Below are 18,016 nucleotides of genomic sequence, written 5' to 3' on the forward strand. Positions count from 1 at the left end.
CCCGCGCCGATCAGCGCGCCCTCGCCGATCTCGGCGCCGTTCAGGATCGTGGCGCCCATGCCGACCAGCACGCCGTCGCCGATCCGGCAGCCATGCAGGATCGCGCGATGGCCGATGGTGCAATCCGACCCGATCAGCAGCGGAAAGCCGGGATCGGTATGCAGGCAGCACAGGTCCTGGACATTGCTGCCCTGCCCCACGCGGATCTCTTCGGCATCGCCCCGCAGGACCGCGCCGAACCAGACCGAGCTGGCCGCCTCCAGCACGACCCGGCCCATCACCTGCGCGTCGGGCGCAAGCCACGCATCCGGCGCGATCTGCGGCGCAAGCCCGTCCAGCGCCCAGATCATGCGTCGCTCCCCTCGGCCATCAGCGCCTGGACGAAACCGCCCAGCCCCCCCTGCCGGTCGCGGCGCAGGCGCTCGGCGGTCAGGATAGCGCGCAGCCTTGCTTCGGTTTCGTCCAGATCGTCATTGACGAGGACGTAATCGTATTCGGCCCAATGGCTGATCTCGGCCCGGCTTTTCAGCATCCGGCCCGCGATCACCTCGTCGCTGTCCTGCCCGCGCGTGCGCAGGCGGCGTTCCAGTTCGGGCAGCGAGGGGGGCAGCACGAAGATCGACACGACATGACGCCCAAGCGCCGAGGCGCGAATTTGCTGGCCCCCCTGCCAATCCACGTCGAACAGGGTGTCGCGCCCCTCGGCCATGGCCTTTTCGACCGGCCCTCGCGGGCTGCCGTAGAAATTGCCGAAGACTTCGGCATGTTCCAGCATCTGGCCCTCGGCCACCATCCGGCGGAACGTGTCGGCATCGGTGAAATGATAATGGACGCCGTCAACCTCGCCCGGGCGCGGCGGGCGCGTCGTGGCCGAGACCGAGAAGCGCAGGCTGTCATCCCAGTCCATCAGCCGCCGCGCCAGCGTCGATTTCCCAGCCCCCGAGGGCGAGGACAGAATGACCATCAATCCGGTGCGCGTCATCATGCGGGGCTTTCCTCTCGGCTGGCGGACGCCCCGGGGGATGCAACGGCCCGGCCATCGGGTCAAGCCTTTCGCGGCGGGCGATACTTAACCAAAGGTGAACGAAGGACTCGGCAGGACGGGGCGGGCCGGGTATTCTTGACCCGTGATTTCAGGCGCAGAAGGTTGCCTGCCTGTTCCGCATGTAACGAGGCGCAGCATGAGCGACCATGAGACCGGTCCCGACGAGCCACCCGTGATCCGCCTGAGCGATCACGGCGTGGCACAGGGCGACAGCGTGCTGCGCGAGATGCGCCGCTACTGGACCCTGCTGCGCGGCGGCCGGGCGGTGCCTGCCCGATCCGATGTGGACCCGCGCGGCTTTTCGCGGTCCATCGACCATGCCTTCATCCTGGAGCGAATCGCGCCGGGCGCCGCGCGGATCAGGCTGGCGGGGCGGCATCTGATCGACCTGATGGGGATGGAGGTGCGCGGCATGCCGATCTGCGCGTTTCTGAACCCCTCGTCGCGGGGCCGGCTGTCGGATGTGCTGGAAAGCGTCTTCAAGGCGCCGCAGATCGCGGAATTGCGGCTGGCATCCCCGGCGGGCTATGCGCGTCCGGCGCTGACCGGGCGGATGCTGCTGATGCCGCTGCGCTCGGATCTGGGGGATGTGACGCGCGCGCTTGGCTGTCTGGTGACCGAAGGCGAGACAGGCGTGGCTCCGCGCCGCTTCGATCTGGTCAGCGACCATGTCATGCCGGTGATCGAGGGGGGCGTGACGCTGGCCCCCTCGCCCTCGGTCTCGGGCTTTGCCGAGACGGGCGACGGCTTCCGCCCCCGCGTCGATCCGCGCCCCGCGCGTCCGCCTGAAAGGCCCCTGGCCGTGGACTTGCCCCCTTCCACGCCCGAGGAACGGCGGGCGCGGTTTCAGGTCGTTCAGGGCAGCAAGCCGCCGCAGGCGCGTGACGGCTAGGCCAGCAGCCCCGGCCGCCAGCGATAAAGCGCCGCATCGGCGGGCGCGTCGCGGCCTTCGGCCTTGAGTTCGACATCCTCGATCCGGCGAAAGCCCAGATTCTTGAGGATGCGGCGCGAAGGCTGGTTGTCCAGGAACACATCGGCCAGCACTTCGGGCAGGCCGAACCGGGCGACGATCTCGTCGAAGACGGCGGCGACCATCTCTTGGCCCAGTCCCTGCCCCGCCATGTCGGGGTCGAGGAAGTAATGCAGCCGCGGCGGGCGCCCGTCGCTGAGCCCGATCGCGCCGATCAGCCGCCCCTCATGCCGCACCGCCAGCCGCAGGGGCGGCCACAGAGCCGATTCGTCGACAAGCTGCGCCAGTTCGGCCAGAGCCATGTCCGAGCGGAAGCGCAGCATCATCCGCGCGACCTCGGGGCGGGTGGCGATGCGGTGCAGGTCGGGCAGATCATCGCGCGCAATGGGCCCGATGCTCAGGCGCGGGGTGCGCAGCACAAAGGGATGCAGCGCCTCGAAGCGGGCGCGGGTCAGCCGCATCGCTGTCGCGGAAACCTCGCGGCGCAGCGGGCTGGAATAGAGACGCTCGGGCCCGACGGGCTCAAAGCCCAGCCAGTCCAGCAGCCGCGCCGAACGGGTATTGCCCTCCAGCACATGCGTGCCGATCTGGGGGGCGCCGTCCAGAAAGAAGCGTGACAGCGCCAGAATGCCCACTCGGCGGCCAAGGCCCCGGCCCTGACATTCGGGCGCGATCCATAGGCCGAAACTGCTGCCCGCGCGGACCATGGCGACCAGAACGTCATCCTGCCGGACGGCGTAGTCGTCCAAAGGCGCAGCGGCGATGAAGTCGCGTGCATCCGCTTCGGAATAGGGCCAGGGCACGGTGGTCAGCCAGCGGGCGGTGTTCCAGTCGGCCATCGCCGCAGTGATGCGGGCTGCGTCTTCGGGCCAAGGACGGGTCAGGCGCAACCTTTCGGTCATCGCGTCACCGGGCCGGGACGACCTTGACGGCGCCGCCCTGCGCGGACAGCGCGATCTCGCCGCCCGCAAGGCGCAGCGCGTCGCGGCCGAAGACCTCGGCCCGCCAGCCTTGCAGCGCAGGCAGATCGCGTTCGCCCGTGGCGATGGCGTCCAGATCCGAGGCCGAGGCGATCAGCTTCGGCGCGACCCCCGCCGCATCGGCCTTGGCCTTCAGCAGAACCCGCAGCAGGTCCGACAGGGCCGCATTGCCGGGGCGGCCCGGCTCTTCGGATTTGGGTTGCGGCAGGTCGCGGGTCTCGATCCCCGCCTTGACGGCGGCCAGGATGCCATTGGCGATCTCGCCCTTGCGCGCCTCGCGCAGAAGCAGGCGCGAGCGGCCCAGATCGGCCTCGGTCAGCGGCTTGGTCGAGGCCAGCTCGATCATGGCGTCATCCTTGAAGACGCGCGAGCGGGGAATGTCGCGTTCCTGCGCATAGGCCTCGCGGAACCGCGCCAGTTCGCGCAGGATCGCGAGGAAACGCGGCGAATTCGTGCGGGTGCGGACCTTCATCCATGCCTCTTCGGGGCGGGTGATATAGGTCTCGGGATCGGTCAGCACGGCCAGTTCCTCGGCCAGCCAGCTTTCGCGGCCGGTCTTGACCAGTTCGGCCGACAGGAATTCGTAGATCTGGCGCAGATGCGTCACATCGGCCAGCGCATAGGCGGCCTGAGCGTCCGAGAGCGGCCTGCGCGACCAGTCGGTGAAGCGCGAGGACTTGTCCAGATTGGCGCGCGCGATCTTGCGGACCAGCGTCTCGTAGCCGACCTGTTCGCCGAAACCGCAGACCATCGCCGCGACCTGCGTGTCGAAGAGCGGCTCGGGGAAGATGCCCGCGTCATGGTGGAAGATCTCAAGATCCTGACGGGCGGCGTGGAAGACCTTGACCGTGTCCTTGTGCCGGAACAGGTCATAGAGCGGTTCCAGCGACAGCCCCTCGGCCATGGGATCGACCAGCACCGCCTGCCCCGCGCCCGGCTGGCCCGCAGGCGGCAGCGCAAGCTGGATCAGGCACAGCTTCGACCAATAGGTCCGCTCGCGCAGGAACTCGGTGTCGACGGTGACATAGGGGGCGGATTTCGCGGCCTCGCAGAACAGAGCAAGCTCTTCCGTGCGGGTGATCGTGGTGATGTCCTGGCTCATTCGGCTCTTTCGCGTGTGGCGGTTCGTCCGCCCATCCGCGTTTTCTACGCCGCTGACGAGAAATTGAAAAGGGCCGCGTTATGGCGGCCCTTGTCGCGGTGTCAGCGCGGCGCTTCGCCGGGCTGGCGGTGGTGCAGCGCCTTGGCCACGCCCGGCTCGCAGCGGGTCTTTGCGTCCATCGGAACGCCCGTGCGGAAGGCCGCGCGCCCGATCAGATGCGCCGCGACCGGCGCGGTCAGCAGCAGGAAGACGATGGCCGCCACGGCCCGCGCAGTCACCGTGCCCTCAAGAAAGGCAAAGGCCACGGCGGTCAGGATCAGGCCCGAGCCAAGCGTGCCGGCCTTGGTCGAGGCATGCATCCGGACCAGAAGATCGGGCAGGCGCAGCACGCCCAGACCGGCGGCAAAGCAGAAGAAGCCCCCGCCCACGACCAGAAGGGCGACAAGAAGTTCGATCATCATTCCCGATCCTCGCGGTTGATGGCGTTGCGCCGTTCCAGATAGCGGGCCAGACAGACGGTCGCCAGAAAGCCCACCAGCGCCAGCACCACGGCGACATCCAGAAAGGCCGCGTTGCGCGATTGCAGCGCCGAGAGGCCCGCAAAGGCCACAAGCTGCACCGTCATCATGTCCAGCGCCACGATCCGGTCGGCCAGCGTCGGCCCCTTGATCAGCCGGATCGAGGCCAGGGCAACGCCCAGAATGACCAGCGCAAAGCCCAGAAGAACTGCATAATCCACAAATGTCATAGCCTTACTCCGTCGCCTCGCGCACCCAGACCTCGAACCGGTCGCGGATCTGCGCCCGGATCGCGTCGGCGTCCTCGCCGAACATCGCGTGGATGTACAGCGTCTTGCGGTCGTCCGAGACATCCAGCGTCAGCGTGCCCGGCGTCAGCGAGATGAAGTTCGACAGCAGCGTGATCTGCAGATCGGTCGTCACGTTCAAGGGCACCGCGATCAGCGCGGGCTTGGAACGCTGGCCCGGCGTGATCACGTCCGCGACCACCGCGAAAGAGCTGACCACCAGTTCATAGACGAACATCACGATCAGCCGGGTCCAGTAATACAGCCGCAGGAAGTAGCTGCCCGTCTCGGGGAAAAGCGGGCGCACCAGCCACATCGCCGCCAGACCGATCAGGAAGCCCGTGATCAGGCCCACCACCGACAGATCGCCCATCAGCGCGACCCAGGCAAAGGCCAGAAGCAGGTTGATGGCAAACAGATTCATGGCTGCACCCCCAGGACGGTCGTGACATAGGCGGTCGGGTCAAGCAGTTGCTCGGCCGAGGTCTCGGCGAAATGCACGAAGGGCTCGGGGAAGAGGCCGATGATGCAGGTCAGCACCGCCAGCCCGACGATCGGCGCCATCAGCGCCACCCGCTCGCCCGCAGGCAGATCGCCCAGACGCGGCTTGATCCCGTCGGGATGCTTGGGCCAGAAGGCCGCGCCCCAGATCTTGGTCATCGAATAGATCGTCAGCAGACCAACCGCCAGCGAGACACCGGCCACGAACCACATCTCCAGATCCAGCGCCGCCTTGACGACGACATACTTCGCCCAGAAGCCCGACAGCGGCGGGAAGCCTGCCAGCGAGAAGGCCGGGATCAGGAACAGGAAGGCCAGCACCGGGGCATGGGCGTAAAGCCCGCCCAGACGCGACAGGTCCGTGCTGCCGCCGATCCGCTTGGCGACACCCGCCACAAAGAACAGGTTGGCCTTCACGATGATGTGGTGGACGAGGTAGAAGACCGCCCCCACAAGCCCGAGCGGCGTGAAGAGCGCAAGCCCCAGCACCATGTAGCCGATCTGGCTGATGATGTGGAACGACAGGATGCGGCGGAAATCGTTCATCGCGGCCGCGCCCAAAACGCCCGTGACCATCGTCGCCACCGCCAGCCACAACAGGATCGTGTGGGTGAAGGCCACGTCCTGATCGAAGATCAGCGTGAAGCTGCGGATCAGCGCGTAGACGCCCACCTTGGTCAGCAGCCCGGCGAAGATCGCCGAGACCGCGACAGGCGGCGTGTGATACGAGGCCGGCAGCCAGAAGAACAGCGGGAAGAGCGCCGCCTTGACCCCGAAGGCCACCATGAACATCACGGCGATCGTGGTCAGCAGGCCGGTATTCTCGACCTCGCGCACGGCCAGGTGCAGGTCCGCCATGTTCAGCGTGCCGGTGATGCCGTAAAGCAGGCCGATCCCCGACAGGAACATGATCGTCGAGACGAGGTTCAGCGTCACATACTTGATGCCGCCATCCAGCTGTTCCTTGCTGCCGCCCAGCACCAGAAGGCCGAAGCTGGAGATCAGCATGACCTCGAACCAGACATAGAGGTTGAACAGGTCGCCCGTCAGGAAGGCGCCGCAGACCGCCGCGACCAGCACCTGAAGCAGGGCGTGAAAGCCCAGACGCTCCAACCGCTCGGGGATTTCGGCCAGGGTGTAGATGACCGTGGCCATCGCGGTGATCGCGGTGATCACGACCATCACGCCGCCCAGGTAATCGGCGACCAGCGTGATGCCGAAGGGTGCCTGCCAGTTCGACATCTGCCCGGCGATGACGCCGTGCTCCAGCACCTCGCCCATCATGATGAGGCTGGCGAACAGCAGCACGACCGTGCCCGCGACCGAAATCCAGCGCCCGGCGGGGCTGGTGCGGAACAGATAGGCCAGAACCGCCGTGACCAGCGGAATCAGGATCGGGTTGACGAGAATCCAGCTCATGCGCGGGCCTCCCCGCCCGTGGGGGTCGTGGTGGCGTCGGTCTTGTCCAGCGTCGGATCGCTGGCGGGCGGCGTGCCGGGTGCGGCTGCCGGGTCGGGATGAGGCGTGGTCTTGGGCGCGGAAACCGGCTCGGCCACGCGCATCTCGTCGCTGTTGACGGTGCCGAGGCTGCGATAGGTCCGGTAGACCAGCGCCAGCGTGAAGGCCAGAAGGCCGAAGCCGATCACGATGGCCGTCAGGACCAGCGCCTGCGGCAGCGCGTTGGCGACAACGCCCGTCGGCGCATAGGCGCCTTCGTCGATCAGCGGCGGCGCACCCGCTGTCAGGCGGCCCGACAGGAAGATCACCAGGTTCGCCGCGTTCGACAGCAGGATCAGCCCGAACAGGAACCGGATCACGTTGCGGTCCAGCATCAGATAGACGGACGAGGCCATCAGCACGCCGATGGTCAGGGCAAGCAGCAATTCCACCCTCAGATCTCCTCTTCCATGGCAAAGACCAGCGTCAGGATGCCGCCGAACACGGCCAGATAGACCCCGACATCGAAGACCAGCACCGATGACAGCGGCAGGCCCTTCTCGCCCTCGGCGGCAAAGAGGAACAGCCATTGGCCGGTCAGGAAGGCATCGCCCGCGAAGGCGCCCATGATGCCCGAAAAGGCCGCGATGCCGACCCCCAGCATGGCGATGTTGGCGGGATCGGCCCTCAGAGCGCTGCGCGCATCCGAGACCGAGGTCGCGATGACATAGAGGATGAAGCCGGTGGCCCCGATCAGCCCGCCGATGAAACCGCCTCCGGGCAGGTTGTGCCCGCGCAGCAGCGCATAGATGGAAAAGACCAGCAGCAGGGCGACCAGAAGCCGGGTTGCGGTGGTGAGGATCAGGGATTGCATCAGACTTTCTCTCCCTTGTCGGCGGCCGCGACCTGCACGGGTTCCTCGTCTTCCGGCGTGGGCTTGGCGCCCGGCGCCCCGCGCAGCAGCGCATAGGCACCCACCGCCGCCATCACCACCACGACGATCTCGCCGAACGTGTCGGTGGCGCGGAAATCGACCAGGATGACGTTCACGATGTTGCGGCCATGCGCCTCGGGCCAGGACGCGATCTCGAAGAAATCGGTCAGGCGGCGGTCAAAGGGCGTCTGCAGGACCGCGATCATCACCAGCGTGCTGAGGATGCCGAAGGCCGCCGCGATCGCCGCATGCCCCGCCCGGAAGCCCGAGGCCGAGCGCACCGGCAGATGCGGCAGCCGCAGCATGACCAGCGCGACCAGCACAACGACCAGAACCTCGACCAGAAGCTGGGTGATGGCCACATCGGGCGCGCTGAACATGATGAAGATCAGCGCCACGCCGATGCCCACCACGCCAAGTGCCGCGACGGCGGTCATCCGGCTGGAGGTGATGGTCGCCAGGATCGCGCCCATCGCGATCAGCGCCAGAACCGTCCACTGGATCGGGTGGACACCGTCGGCCTCGTAATTGATGCCGCTGCCCATCCCGCCGCGCAGCAGGAAGGTCGTGCCGACCAGCACGGTGAAGCTGGCGAAGATCACCGCCATGTAGGTTTGCAAATTGCCGGTCTGAATCAGGCGCGTCTGCCATGCGGCCAGCGCCTTCAGCCCGTCCAGAACCCGGTCCCAGCCCGCGTCGAAATTGACGCGGCTGCCCTGTTCGATGCGGATCAGGCGGTGCCGGATCGCCTCGTGGCGGCGATACATCAGCCAGCCCGCAAGGAAGGTCAGCAGCGACAGGATCAGCGCCATGTTGATCCCGCCCCACAGATAAAGATGCACCTCGCGCACCTCGCCAAAGACGGCATGGGTCGCGGGGCCGACGAAGTAATGCGCCAGCACGCCGGGGAACAGGCCGAAGATCAGCGACAGCGCGCCCAGACCCAGGGGACCGGCCAGCATCGGCCACGGCCCCTCATGCGCGGCATGGGGCGTCTCGCGCAATTCGCCGCGGAAGGGCTTCCAGGCAACGATCCCGGCCACGACGAACATCATCACCGAGGCCGCGAAGATCATCACCGTGACCCAGATCGCGCCGAAGCCGCCAAGACCAAGCCCGGCCTTGTACATGAATTCCTTGCCGATGAAGCCGACCATGGGCGGGATGCCCGCCATGCTGACCGCCGCCAGCGCCGCCGCCAGTCCGGTCAGCGGCATGGCCTTGGACAGACCGCCCAGAACGCCCGTCTCGCGCGTGCCGGTGGCGTGATCCACGATGCCGATCATCAGGAACAGCGCGGCCTTGTAGAGCGAATGCACCACCAGGAACAGCATCGCCGCCATGATCGCGTAATGCGTGCCCGCGCCGATGAACATTGTCAGCGTGCCAAGCGCCATCAGCGTCGTGTAGGCCAGGACCTGCTTGATGTCGGTCTGACGCAGCGCCATGACCGAGGCGAAGACCGCCGTCACGCCGCCGAACAGCGTCAGGATCCAGAACCAGGCCTCGGTCCCGCCAAGGCCGGGATTCATCCGGGCCAGCAGATAGACGCCCCCCTTCACCATGGTCGCACTGTGCAGATAGGCCGAGACGGGGGTCGGCGCGGCCATGGCGTTGGGCAGCCAGAAATGGAAGGGCACCTGCGCCGATTTGGTGAAGGCGCCTGCCAGGAACAGCAGCAGGATCGCCAGATACCAGGGATGCTCGCGGAGCATGTCGCCCTGGCTGAGGATATCGACCAGCTCGAAGCTGCCCGCGACCGTGCCGAGGACGATCATCCCCGCCAGCAGGATCAGACCGCCCGTCCCCGTGACCAGCAGCGCCTGCAACGCCGAGCGGCGCGACTTGGCGCTGTCGGCGTTGAAGCCGATCAGCAGATACGAGGCGATCGTCGTCACCTCCCAGAAGACGAAGAGCGAGATCAGGTTGCCCGCCAGGACCAGGCCCAGCATGCCGACCATGAACATCATCAGATAGGCGACGAAGCGCGGATAATCGGGGTGCTGGCCCAGATAGCGGGCCGAATACAGCGTGACCGCCGTGCCGATCCCGGTGATCAGCAGCGCGAAGGTCAGGCTCAGCCCGTCCAGCAGCACCGAAAGCCCGATCCCGAGCGAAGGCACCCATTCGATCCCGCGCACCTGCGGCGCCTCGGCGATCTGGGGCACAAGACCCAGGAAATACAGGAACAGAACCGCAGGCAGGGCGATCGAGAACCAGCCCGAGGCCCCCCCCATCACCCGGTCAACCTTTGGATAATCGTCAGCCATGTCTCGAACCCCCGTCGCGGCATGCATTTGGCGGCGGTGAATATCACCCTTTCTCTCGGGAAAACAGGTGTTCAGCGGCGAAATCGGACCGCCTGGGATCGAAATCCGACGCCATGGGGAAGCGCCCCGCCATCCGGCTGCGCGGCCCTATAAAGAAGTATGCCCCTGCCGGGCCTGCGGCGGCGTGCCACGAAGCTGCGACCACATGCCGCGTTTGCCGTTCCGCGCCGGAAGGCGCCAGCCGCGCAACCGCCCCCGCCACGCCCGCCGACCGCGCGCAAGAGGGCTTGTGCGGATGCCCCGCAATCGGACAAAGTGCCCGCCAGAAGCGCAACCCCGAGGGGCGGCGCGAATCGCCTATAGCACGGAAAGGAATGCCATGCTGCTTGCACAGTCCCGCCTCGCGCCCACCAGCCTGATGGGCAAGGTCGGCCTCACCCTGGGCGCCGCGGCCCTGATCACGCTCAGCGCCAAGGTGCAGGTGCCGTTCTGGCCGGTGCCGATGACCCTGCAGACCATGGCGGTGATGGGCCTGGCCGTGGTCCTGGGGCCGCGTCTCGGCCTGGCCGCGATGGTCAGCTATCTTGCAGCCGGTCTGGCCGGGCTGCCCGTCTTCGCGGGCGCTGCCGCGGGCGCGGCCTATCTGGCCGGTCCGACGGCCGGCTTCCTGGCGGGCATGGCCGCCGCGATGCTGGTGACGGGCCATCTGGCGCAGGGCCGCGCGACGGTCGGCCGCGGGCTGGCGATGCTGGCCGGTCTGGCGACGATCTATGTGCCGGGCCTTCTGTGGCTGTCGAACTTCGTCCCGTCCGAGCGTGTGCTGGCAGCGGGCTTCACGCCCTTCATCCTGGGCGATCTGGTCAAGCTGGTCGTCGCGCTGATGCTGATCGAAGGCGTCCGCCGGATCACCGCCCGCCGCTGACCCGACGCCAATTTGACGTGAGGAAAGCCCCGCAAGGTTTTGCGGGGCTTTCTTTTTTCGTGCCGCCCCGCTGGCCCCGGAACGAAGAATGCCGGCCCTTTCGGACCGGCATTCCGGGTAGTGTGGGGATACTGGGATCAGGCGCCGGCGAGGGTCTTGGCGACCTCGGCGGCGAAATCCTCTTCCTTCTTCTCGATGCCTTCGCCGACGGCCACGCGGGCAAAGCCCTTGATGGTCGCGCCCGCCTCTTTCGCGGCCTCGGCCACGGTCAGGTCGGGGTTGATGACGAATTTCTGGCCGGTCAGCGTAACCTCTTCGAAGAACTTCTTCATGCGGCCTTCAATCATCTTCTCGATCACGGCCTCGGGCTTGCCCGATTCACGCGCCTGTTCGGTCAGGACCTGCTTCTCGCGCTCGATCAGCGCGGGGTCCAGATCGCCCTCGTCCAGCGAGGCGGGCGAGGTCGCGGCGACGTGCATCGCGATCTGGCGGCCGATTTCTTCGTTGCCGCCTTCCAGGCCGACCAGCACGCCGATCTTGCCCATGCCGTCAGCGGCGGCGTTGTGGACGTAATGCACGACGGTCGGCGCGGTCACGACGACCATGCGGCGCAGCGTCATGTTCTCGCCGATCTTGGCGATGGCGTCGGTCAGGATCTCCGAGACCGCCTTGCCGTCGATCTGCTCGTTCTTCAGCGCCTCGACATCGTCCACGTTCAGCGCGGCCTGCGCGATCTTGCGGACCATGTTCTGGAATTCTTCGTTCTTGCCGACGAAATCGGTTTCCGAGTTCACCTCGACCGCGACGCCCTTGCCGGCCTTGACGGCGACGGCGACCAGACCTTCGGCAGCCACGCGGCCCGATTTCTTGGCGGCCTTCGCCAGACCCTTGGTGCGCAGCCAATCGACGGCGGCTTCCATGTCGCCATTGGTCTCGGTCAGGGCCTTCTTGGCGTCCATCATGCCTGCGCCGGTGGTTTCGCGCAGTTCCTTCACCATCGCTGCGGTGATTGCCATATCCGTCTCCTCTGATGTCAACGCGTCAGGCGGGGCTTATCCCCGCCTGACGACAATTCCGTGAAAACTTCGATCCGCAGGCGGGATCAGGCCTCGGCGGCTTCTTCCGAGGCGGCCTCGTCCAGCAGCTCTTCGGGGGCTTCGGCCAGCGAACCCAGATCGACGCCGGCGGCGCCCATCTGCGCCGACATGCCGTCCAGCGCGGCGCGGCTGGCCAAGTCGCAATACAGCGCGATGGCGCGGGCGGCGTCGTCATTGCCCGGAATGATGTAGTCCACGCCTTCGGGCGAGCAGTTGGTATCGACCACGGCGACGACCGGGATGCCCAGCTTCTTGGCTTCCAGGATGGCCAGGTCTTCCTTGTTCACGTCGATGACGAACAGCAGGTCGGGCAGGCCGCCCATGTCGCGGATGCCGCCAAGCGAGGCTTGCAGCTTGGCCTGCTCGCGCTCGAGCTGCAGACGCTCTTTCTTGGTCAGGCCCTCGGCGCCGCTGGCCATCGTCTCGTCGATGGCTTTCAGGCGGTTGATCGACTGGCTGACGGTCTTCCAGTTGGTCAGCGTGCCGCCCAGCCAGCGGTGGTTCATGTAGAACTGCGCGGATTTCTCGGCGGCTTCGGCGATGGCCTTCTGGGCCTGGCGCTTGGTGCCGACGAACAGGACGCGGCCGCCCTTGGCGACGGTGTCGCGGATAACGGTCAGCGCCTGATCCAGCATCGGGACGGTCTGCGTCAGGTCCAGGATGTGGATGCCGTTACGCTCGCCATAGATGAACTCGCCCATGCGGGGGTTCCAGCGCTGCGTCTGGTGGCCATAGTGAACGCCAGCTTCCAAGAGCTGACGCAGAGTGAATTCGGGCAGCGCCATATCGTGTTCCTTTCCGGTTTGCGCCTTGGCAGGGGGTTTCAGGGCAATCGCCCCAACCGGTGGACCGTCTGCGGATGTCTCCCGCATGGGCCCGCCCCTGCCTGTGAAGTCTGCGCGCATTAGCCTCTGATCCCCGCCAGCGCAAGGGGGAATCGCTGTGGCAACGACGCCGATAGCGGTAACGGAAGCGCGCGGACAGGCGGGCTGTCCCTTGCATCGCGCCGGGCTTTGGGGTGAGGTCGGCGCGAACGTTCCTGCTGAAGGTGTGCCATGACCCCCGAAACCCAGTCCCAAGCCACGAAAGCCCTGTGCAAGCTGGCCCCGGTCATTCCGGTCATCGTCATCAAGGACGCGGCCAAGGGCGCCGATCTGGCGCAGGCGCTGGTCGCGGGCGGATTGCCCGTGCTGGAGGTCACGCTGCGCTCGGACGCGGCGCTGGACGCCATCCGCGCCATGTCCCGGGTCGAGGGCGGCCATGTCGGCGCGGGCACCGTGCTGACGCCGGATGACGCGAAACGCGCCCGGGATGCGGGGGCGACCTTCGCGGTCTCGCCCGGTCTGACCGACCGCCTGATCGCCGCCTGCGAGGAGATCGGCCTTCCGCTGCTGCCCGGCGCCGTCACCGCGTCCGAGGTGATGCGGGCCTCGGATGCGGGCTACGACATGCTGAAGTTCTTCCCGGCCGAGGCCGTGGGCGGCGCGCCGGCGTTGAAATCGCTGGCAGGCCCCCTGCCCCGAATCAGCTTCTGCCCCACGGGCGGCGTCTCGGTCGCGAATGCGCGCGATTACCTGTCGTTGCCCAACGTCGTCTGCGTGGGCGGCAGCTGGATCGTGACGGATGCCGACATGGCCGCAGGGAACTGGCAGGCCATCGAGGATCGCGCCCGCGCCGCCAGCGCCCTGCGCGGCTAGGATCATGGCCGGCGATCCCGCCCTCGATCTTGGGCGCGCAAGGCGCAACATGATCATCCTGGTGATGGCGCAGGCCATCCTGGGCGCACAGATGCCGATCATGTTCATCGTGGGCGGGCTGGCGGGGTCCATCCTCGCGCCCAATCCCTGTCTTGCGACGCTGCCGCTGTCGATGATCATCCTGGGCTCGACCCTGACCGCGCGGCCTCTGTCGCGGCTGATGCAGGCGCGCGGGCGTCAGGCGGGGTTCCTGCTGGCGGTCACGGCGGGCGGGATCGGGGCCGCGGTCTCGGCCGCGGGCCTGTGGGTCGGGTCGTTCTGGCTGTTCCTGGCCGGGTCGCTCTTGACGGGGATCTACATGTCCTCGCAGGGCTTCTACCGGTTTGCCGCGACCGATACCGCGCCCGAGGATTACGCCCCCCGCGCGATTTCGTGGGTCATGGCGGGCGGGCTGGCGGCGGCGATCATCGGCCCGGCCATCGTGCGCGGGACGGACGGGCTGACGGCGGTGCCGTTCCTTGCGACCTACATGGCGGTGATCGGGCTGAACCTTGTCGGGCCGTTCCTGTTCGCGTTTCTCGACATCCCGAAACCCCCGGCGCCCGCGCCCGATGCCGCCGCCCCCCGCCCCATGGGCGAGATCCTGCGGCGGCCGGCCATCGGCGTCGCCATGATCTGCGGGATGGTGTCCTATGCATTGATGAACCTGGTGATGACCTCGACGCCGCTGGCGGTGGTCGGATGCGGGTTCGCCCCTTCGGACGCGGCCAACATCGTCAGCGCGCATGTGCTGGCCATGTTCGCGCCGAGCTTCGTGACCGGCCACCTGATCGCCCGCTTCGGAGCGGAACGGATCGTCGGTGCGGGGCTGGTGATCCTGGCCCTGGCGGGCGCGGTGGCCCTGTCTGGGGTCGAGCTGCAGCAATTCTTCCTGTCGCTGGTCCTTTTGGGGATCGGCTGGAATTTCGGCTATATCGGCGCGACCGCGATGTTGACCCGCGCGCATTCTCCCGAGGAGCGCGGCCCCGTGCAGGGGATGAACGACTTCGTCGTCTTTGGCGGGGTGTTTCTGGCGTCGCTTTCCTCGGGCGGGCTGATGAATTGCACCGGCGGGTCGGTTCAGGCCGGCTGGAACGCGGTCAATCTGGCGATGCTGCCCTTCCTGGTGCTGGCCGGGGCGGCACTGATCTGGCTGGTCATGCGTCCGAACGAAGCCTGATCACGGGGCCTCGAGGACCGGGGGCTTCACGCCCCCGGACCCCCGTGGGATATTTGCACCAAGGCAAATCAGAGCAGCGTCTTCTGCTCGGGCGGGGGGGTGCGGCGGCGGGGCTTGTCTGCGGCGGGTCGCGCCTCGATCCGGGCATCGGCGAATTCGATCTGGAATTGCGGCGCGCGGGCGGCGGCGGCAGCGCTGGTCAGCAGACCGTCGGGGCCGTGGATGACGGCAAAGCCGCGCCTGAGCGTCTCCTTGTAGCCGAGCGTCTGGCGGATGCGGTCGAGCCGGGCCAGCGCATCCTGGCGCTGGCGCTGGCTGCGGCGCAGGGCCGCGTCAAGGCGGAGCGTCAGGTCGGAGAGGCGGGCATCCTGCTGCGTGATCGCACGCCGCGTCGTGGCCGTGACGCGCCGCAGCGAGGCGTCCAGACGTTCCTGCAACTGCGCCAGACGATCGCGCGGCCGTTCGAGCCGCCTGAGTCGCGCCTGATCCAGCCGCACCGCGAGGCGGTCCAGCCCATGCCGCTTGGCCTGGGTGAACTGACGCAAGGTCGCGGCGGGCATGGGGCGCAGGGCCAGCCGGTTGCGGCGCGATTGCAGCCAGAGCCGCAGCGCCGGTTCCAGCCTTGCGCCCTGCAGGTCAAGGCGCTGGCGCGGCCCCTCGGTCAGGGCGGCGGGACGACCCATGGCGCGGGCCAGATCGCGCAGGCGCTGACGCGGGCGCTGGATCGCCTGCGCGTTGGCGCGCAGCATCCGGGCGCCGGTCTCGGCCAGCCGCGCGGCCAGATCGGCGCGGACAGGGACGGCGATCTCGGCCGCCGCCGTGGGCGTGGGCGCGCGCCTGTCCGAGGCGAAATCGATGAGCGTGGTGTCGGTCTCGTGCCCCACGGCCGAGATCAGCGGGATGACGCTTTCCGCGGCGGCGCGCACGACGATCTCTTCGTTGAAGCCCCACAGATCCTCGAGGCTGCCGCCCCCGCGCGCGACGATGATCAGGTCGGGGCGCGGGATGGCGCCGCCGGGGGCCAGCGCGTTCAGGCCCCTGATCGCGGCGGCGACCTGCGGCGCGCAGCCTTCGCCCTGAACCGCGACCGGCCAGATCAGCACACGGCTGGGAAAGCGGTCGCGCAGGCGGTGCAGGATATCGCGGATCACCGCGCCCGAGGGCGAAGTCACAACCGCGATCACCTTTGGCAGGAAGGGCAGCTTCCGCTTGCGGGCTTCGTCGAACAGGCCCTCGGCCGCCAAGGCCTTGCGGCGGCGTTCCAGCATGGCCATCAGCGCCCCGGCGCCCGCCGGCTCGATCTGGTCCACGATCATCTGGTATTTCGACTGGCCCGGAAAGGTCGTCAGGCGGCCGGTGGCGATGACCTCCATCCCCTCTTCGGGCCGCTGGATCAGCCGCGCGGCCTGCCCCTTCCACGTCACGGCCGCCAGCACGGCCCGGTCATCCTTGAGATCGAAATAGAGATGCCCCGACGAGGGCCGCGAGACGCGCCCCACCTCGGCCCGGACGCGGACGCGGCCGAACTGGTCCTCGATGCTGCGCTTCAGCGCGCCGGAGAGTTCCGAGACAGTGAATTCATGCGCGTTGCTGCCCGGGCCGGGCTCGTCTTCAAGCAGGTCCATGTGGCTTGTTCCCCTTCACGGCGCAGACTAGAACGCCGCAGGACCAAGCGAAAGGGCGGCAGATGAATATCCTGATCCTGGGCGGCGGCGGGCGCGAACATGCTCTGGCCTGGGCGATCCGGCAGAACCCGAAATGCGACCGGCTGATCGTCGCGCCGGGCAATGCGGGGATCGCAGGGGTCGCGGAATGCGCCGATCTGGACATCCTGTCGCGCGCCCAAGTGCTTGAATTCGCGGAGGAGAACGCCATTGACTTCGTGATCGTCGGACCCGAGGCACCGCTGGCCGCAGGCGTGTCGGACGCGCTTCGCGATGCCGGTTTCCTGGTCTTCGGCCCCAGCCAGGCGGCAGCGCAGCTGGAGGCATCCAAGGCCTTCACCAAGGAGATCTGCGATGCCTGCGGCGCCCCCACTGCCGCCTGGGCGCGCTTTGACGCAGCCGCGCCCGCGCGTGATTACGTCACCGCGCAGGGCGCGCCCATCGTGGTCAAGGCCGATGGCCTGGCCGCGGGCAAGGGCGTCACCGTGGCCGAGACGGTCGAGCAGGCCCATGCGGCGATCGACGCGATCTTCGAGGGCGAATTCGGCGACATGTCGGTCGTGATCGAGGAATTCATGGCCGGCGAGGAAGCCAGCTTCTTCATCCTCTCGGACGGCACGGATTGCCTGCCCATCGGCACCGCCCAAGACCACAAGCGCGTGGGCGATGGCGATACCGGTCCGAATACCGGCGGCATGGGCGCCTACAGCCCCGCGCCGGTCCTGAGCCAGACGATCCAGGATCAGGTCATGGCGCAGATCGTGCGCCCGACCATCGCCACGATGGCCGAAAAAGGCATGCCATTCCAAGGGGTTCTCTACGCCGGCCTGATGATCGAGCGGGGCCGGGCGAGGCTTGTGGAATACAATGTCCGCTTCGGCGATCCGGAATGCCAGGTGCTGATGATGCGGCTGGGTGCGCAGGCGCTGGACTTGCTCCTGGCCTGCGCAGAAGGGCGGCTGGCCGAGGCGCGCGTCACCTGGGCCGAGGATCACGCCCTGACTGTCGTCATGGCCGCGAACGGCTATCCGGGCAGCTACGAAAAAGGAAGCCGTATCAACGGTTTGGACAGCCTTCCCGAGACCAGCTTCCAGATGACATTTCATGCCGGCACGGCGCGGAAGGACGGCGCCATCCTGGCCACCGGAGGCCGCGTCTTGGCCTGCACCGGGCGCGGCGCGACCCTGGCCGAGGCGCATCAGCGCGCCTATGCGCTGGTCGACGCGATCGACTGGCCGCAGGGCTTCTGCCGCCGCGACATCGGCTGGCGGGCGCTGTAGACCCCCCCGCGCCGCCCGGCCACCGAAGGTGCACCGCGCGTGCACAGCCCGTGCACAGGCCTCATCCGCAACGAAAAAAGCCGGCGCTCACCC

Annotated in this window: 19 protein-coding genes; 5 read left to right on the top strand and 14 right to left on the bottom strand. The window is 67.7% G+C overall.

What is annotated here, in order from left to right:
- The coding region (locus tag QAR72_RS12805) for a gamma carbonic anhydrase family protein (protein WP_304617770.1) at positions 1–350 on the bottom strand (350 nt) is incomplete at its 3' end.
- The gene (gene gmk / locus QAR72_RS12810; RefSeq protein WP_304617799.1) at positions 347–982 is read right to left on the bottom strand and encodes a guanylate kinase; all 636 of its coding nucleotides are present in this window, start codon (positions 980–982) and stop codon (positions 347–349) included. The genes QAR72_RS12805 and gmk, both read right to left, overlap by 4 nt.
- A 199-nt stretch (positions 983–1,181) precedes the next feature.
- Between gmk and QAR72_RS12815 the strand changes: the two genes are divergently transcribed.
- Positions 1,182–1,937 carry a PAS domain-containing protein gene (locus QAR72_RS12815; RefSeq protein WP_304617771.1) on the top strand — a complete coding sequence of 252 codons (756 nt, stop codon included), beginning with the start codon at positions 1,182–1,184 and terminating at the stop codon, positions 1,935–1,937.
- Here the strand turns inward: QAR72_RS12815 and QAR72_RS12820 are convergent.
- From QAR72_RS12820 to QAR72_RS12860, 9 genes are all read right to left on the bottom strand, one after another.
- Entirely contained in the window at positions 1,934–2,917 is a 984-nt protein-coding gene (locus tag QAR72_RS12820; RefSeq protein WP_304617772.1) for a GNAT family N-acetyltransferase, read from the bottom strand. The genes QAR72_RS12815 and QAR72_RS12820 overlap by 4 nt on opposite strands.
- 4 nt (positions 2,918–2,921) lie before the next feature.
- Positions 2,922–4,085, bottom strand: a complete 1,164-nt coding sequence (gene rnd, locus QAR72_RS12825) for a ribonuclease D (RefSeq protein WP_304617800.1) — start codon at positions 4,083–4,085, stop codon at positions 2,922–2,924.
- A 113-nt stretch (positions 4,086–4,198) separates the two neighbouring features.
- Positions 4,199–4,558, bottom strand: coding sequence for a monovalent cation/H(+) antiporter subunit G (gene mnhG / locus QAR72_RS12830; protein WP_304617773.1), 360 nt, complete (start codon positions 4,556–4,558; stop codon positions 4,199–4,201).
- Positions 4,555–4,845 (bottom strand): cation:proton antiporter, encoded by a 291-nt coding sequence (locus tag QAR72_RS12835; protein WP_304617774.1) that lies wholly within the window; start codon positions 4,843–4,845, stop codon positions 4,555–4,557. The genes mnhG and QAR72_RS12835 overlap by 4 nt, the downstream gene beginning before the upstream one ends.
- Before the next feature lie 4 nt (positions 4,846–4,849).
- Positions 4,850–5,326, bottom strand: coding sequence for a Na+/H+ antiporter subunit E (locus tag QAR72_RS12840; RefSeq protein WP_304617775.1), 477 nt, complete (start codon positions 5,324–5,326; stop codon positions 4,850–4,852).
- Positions 5,323–6,822, bottom strand: a complete 1,500-nt coding sequence (locus tag QAR72_RS12845) for a Na+/H+ antiporter subunit D (protein WP_304617776.1) — start codon at positions 6,820–6,822, stop codon at positions 5,323–5,325. The genes QAR72_RS12840 and QAR72_RS12845 overlap by 4 nt, the downstream gene beginning before the upstream one ends.
- A complete protein-coding gene (locus QAR72_RS12850) occupies positions 6,819–7,292 on the bottom strand; it encodes a Na+/H+ antiporter subunit C (RefSeq protein ID WP_304617777.1) in 474 nt (157 codons plus the stop codon). Before QAR72_RS12850 ends, QAR72_RS12845 begins: the two co-directional genes overlap by 4 nt.
- A gap of 2 nt (positions 7,293–7,294) precedes the next feature.
- A complete protein-coding gene (locus QAR72_RS12855; RefSeq protein WP_304617778.1) occupies positions 7,295–7,714 on the bottom strand; it encodes an MnhB domain-containing protein in 420 nt (139 codons plus the stop codon).
- The gene (locus QAR72_RS12860) at positions 7,714–10,044 is read right to left on the bottom strand and encodes a putative monovalent cation/H+ antiporter subunit A (RefSeq protein ID WP_304617779.1); all 2,331 of its coding nucleotides are present in this window, start codon (positions 10,042–10,044) and stop codon (positions 7,714–7,716) included. The genes QAR72_RS12855 and QAR72_RS12860 overlap by 1 nt, the downstream gene beginning before the upstream one ends.
- A gap of 379 nt (positions 10,045–10,423) precedes the next feature.
- Between QAR72_RS12860 and QAR72_RS12865 the strand changes: the two genes are divergently transcribed.
- Positions 10,424–10,966: a biotin transporter BioY gene (locus QAR72_RS12865; protein ID WP_304617780.1), complete on the top strand. Its 543-nt coding sequence runs from the start codon at positions 10,424–10,426 to the stop codon at positions 10,964–10,966.
- A gap of 137 nt (positions 10,967–11,103) precedes the next feature.
- On the opposite strand, the gene tsf is transcribed toward QAR72_RS12865, so the two are convergent.
- Both tsf and rpsB read right to left on the bottom strand, forming a co-directional pair.
- Positions 11,104–11,982 carry a translation elongation factor Ts gene (tsf, locus tag QAR72_RS12870; protein WP_304617781.1) on the bottom strand — a complete coding sequence of 293 codons (879 nt, stop codon included), beginning with the start codon at positions 11,980–11,982 and terminating at the stop codon, positions 11,104–11,106.
- An 86-nt stretch (positions 11,983–12,068) separates the two neighbouring features.
- Entirely contained in the window at positions 12,069–12,848 is a 780-nt protein-coding gene (rpsB, locus tag QAR72_RS12875; RefSeq protein ID WP_304617782.1) for a 30S ribosomal protein S2, read from the bottom strand.
- Between the two features lie 270 nt (positions 12,849–13,118).
- Here rpsB and eda point away from each other — a divergent pair, with 270 nt between their 5' ends.
- Positions 13,119–13,760: a bifunctional 4-hydroxy-2-oxoglutarate aldolase/2-dehydro-3-deoxy-phosphogluconate aldolase gene (gene eda, locus QAR72_RS12880; RefSeq protein WP_304617783.1), complete on the top strand. Its 642-nt coding sequence runs from the start codon at positions 13,119–13,121 to the stop codon at positions 13,758–13,760.
- A gap of 49 nt (positions 13,761–13,809) precedes the next feature.
- Positions 13,810–14,979: an MFS transporter gene (locus QAR72_RS12885; protein ID WP_304617784.1), complete on the top strand. Its 1,170-nt coding sequence runs from the start codon at positions 13,810–13,812 to the stop codon at positions 14,977–14,979.
- Positions 14,980–15,047: 68 nt separating this feature from the next.
- On the opposite strand, the gene xseA is transcribed toward QAR72_RS12885, so the two are convergent.
- A complete protein-coding gene (gene xseA, locus QAR72_RS12890) occupies positions 15,048–16,604 on the bottom strand; it encodes an exodeoxyribonuclease VII large subunit (protein ID WP_304617785.1) in 1,557 nt (518 codons plus the stop codon).
- Between the two features lie 62 nt (positions 16,605–16,666).
- Here xseA and purD point away from each other — a divergent pair, with 62 nt between their 5' ends.
- Positions 16,667–17,923, top strand: a complete 1,257-nt coding sequence (gene purD / locus QAR72_RS12895) for a phosphoribosylamine--glycine ligase (RefSeq protein WP_304617786.1) — start codon at positions 16,667–16,669, stop codon at positions 17,921–17,923.
- The last annotated feature ends 93 nt before the right edge of the window (positions 17,924–18,016 follow it).

This window comes from Paracoccus sp. (in: a-proteobacteria), from assembly GCF_030604785.1.
Taxonomy (GTDB): domain Bacteria; phylum Pseudomonadota; class Alphaproteobacteria; order Rhodobacterales; family Rhodobacteraceae; genus Paracoccus.